The sequence below is a fragment of the Bartonella sp. CB10SXKL genome (assembly GCF_042195515.1).
In the GTDB taxonomy this organism is placed as follows: Bacteria; Pseudomonadota; Alphaproteobacteria; order Rhizobiales; family Rhizobiaceae; genus Bartonella.
Window position 1 is genome coordinate 1 of the sequence record NZ_JBHION010000056.1, and the last position, 2,045, is coordinate 2,045.

Below are 2,045 nucleotides of genomic sequence, written 5' to 3' on the forward strand. Positions count from 1 at the left end.
GAGCCAAGCCCCAAAGCACCGGTAATGGCACTGGCAGCGCCCGAGGCTGCTCCGCCCGTAACCGCCGTGACAGCCAATGCCACGATAGCCGCACCGGCTTCTGTCAGCCCTTGGGCTTTATAATCCCAGTCTTTAAATTCAGCCTTAACTGCTTGCCAATCCACTTGCTTGGATAATTCTGGATCATCACGCAGTTGCTTGATCCATGCCATGCCTGGAGAGCGAGACAATTGCTCAAGAGATTTGTCTAAATCACCAGTTGCCTCATACTCAACAACAAAGCCATCACCCGCATCAAGCTTTATGCCACCCTTAGCATCTATGGTGACATGTTCGATGGTCTCCTTAAGGTAACCTTTATCGCTCTCACTCCACCACACAAGGTTTTCATTACGCTGATAAACATCCTTAAAATCTTGATCCTTGTTGGTCAGAAACTTGATTTTTCCCTTATCTGATGCCAAATGCGTCTGACCACCACTTGATAGCCCTGCCGCACCAAGTGTGAGATCCCCATTTTGCGCATGCATGGAGAGGTTGCCCTCTGTTTCTATCGTGGTTTTGTTTGTAGTAACTTCTGTTGATTGTTGACGAAACTTATTCTTTTGCTTCGATTTGTCGCCTTCTTTGCCCCTCAGATCCAAATCAAAACTGTTAAAATCTTGCTCTGAAATCGCGTTGAGAGCGCCACCACTGGTGAAATCCCCATTGCCCTTGGCTTTAAACTTTCCCTCAAGGTTCAGTTCACCACCTGTGACAATGGTCAAATCTCCATCACTTTTGACTTCTGTCAAACGGTGCTCACTGCTTTGGGCGTTATAATGCCCTTTTTCCAATGTTTCCTTATGGTCACTCTCTAGCACTAATGAACCAAACGTAGCAGAACCACCGACAATCACCGTCATCGGACCGCCGCTGGTGAATTCCCCCCCCTCTGAGCCAAGATCACCAAGGGATTGAATGTTTAATTCATGATCAGAGAGAATTTGTCCCTTCTGCCCAGCTCGATCAACAAAACCATATTCATTCGTGTCACGGATTTTAGCGGTACTATTGACAATCGTATCACCCGTCATGGTAACCGTATCACCATGAATAACACCGGAAGAATTGGCTAAAAGACCGTTACTGGTGAGTTCTACAGCACCTCTGGCATCTAAAAACCCACCATCATTAAACAATGTTTGCGTGGTCGAAACATGCAATGCATCATCACTCAAGATGGTGCCACTATTGGTAAGACGGTCCGCATTCAAGGTGACCCCATTCCCTTTTAAACGTGCACTGGCAAGGTTTCCTTGCAATCCTTGTGCGTTTTTTATCCCTTGTTCTGAAGAGGAGGTTGGCGCCAAATAAACGTGGGGCACTAAGACCTCTTGTCCGTCGACAAGGTGAGTTTCAAGCCAGATCATATCCTTTTTGATCTCAGCAATCTGCTGAGGCGTTAAGGGCTTGCCTAGCACTAACCCCAAGGGACCTTGCTGCTCCACAGCATTGTCATAGAGCGTTTGCATTTGAGCATTGGGATCTTCAACATCAAGAAGAGTGCGATTGCCTGTCAGCTCAAAGATTTGCTCACCCACCAGACGATATTCAAAATAAGCATCGCCTAATCTTTTAAACACGTTTTCAGGCTTATAATTGCCAATCTTTTTTAAGTAATAGTCCGATCCTAAAAATTTACTTGGGTTGATAAAGTCCTGTCGCGTCTCAACTAAAAACGGCACATCCGGTGATTGGCTGCCAGCTAACTCTGTCTTGACAGAGTTAAGCCCATCTTGCGTTGGCACTTGTATGGATTCTGGTGCGGGTGTTTTTGTGCTTGGTGCAAAAAGTCCTTTGTGCCCTTTCAAACCATTGATGATGCCGTCCAATCGATCATCACTAATCAGTGGTTTGGAACCGTCAAAATCGGTGTTTTTAACACCAGCCAAACCTTTATCGCCAGAGCTTAAGCCAACTTGCTCAACCCCCTCACGCACCGCATGATTGTCAATATAGCCTGTCAACTTGGCATCAAGCGTGCCACCAGCTTCAATCGTGCC

At 46.5% G+C, this 2,045-nt stretch carries 1 protein-coding gene; it reads right to left on the reverse strand.

Annotated features, from left to right (window positions below; translation table 11 throughout):
* On the reverse strand, positions 1-2,045 hold a 2,045-nt coding region (locus tag ACFIK3_RS09300; RefSeq protein ID WP_375676608.1), incomplete at both ends, for a hemagglutinin repeat-containing protein.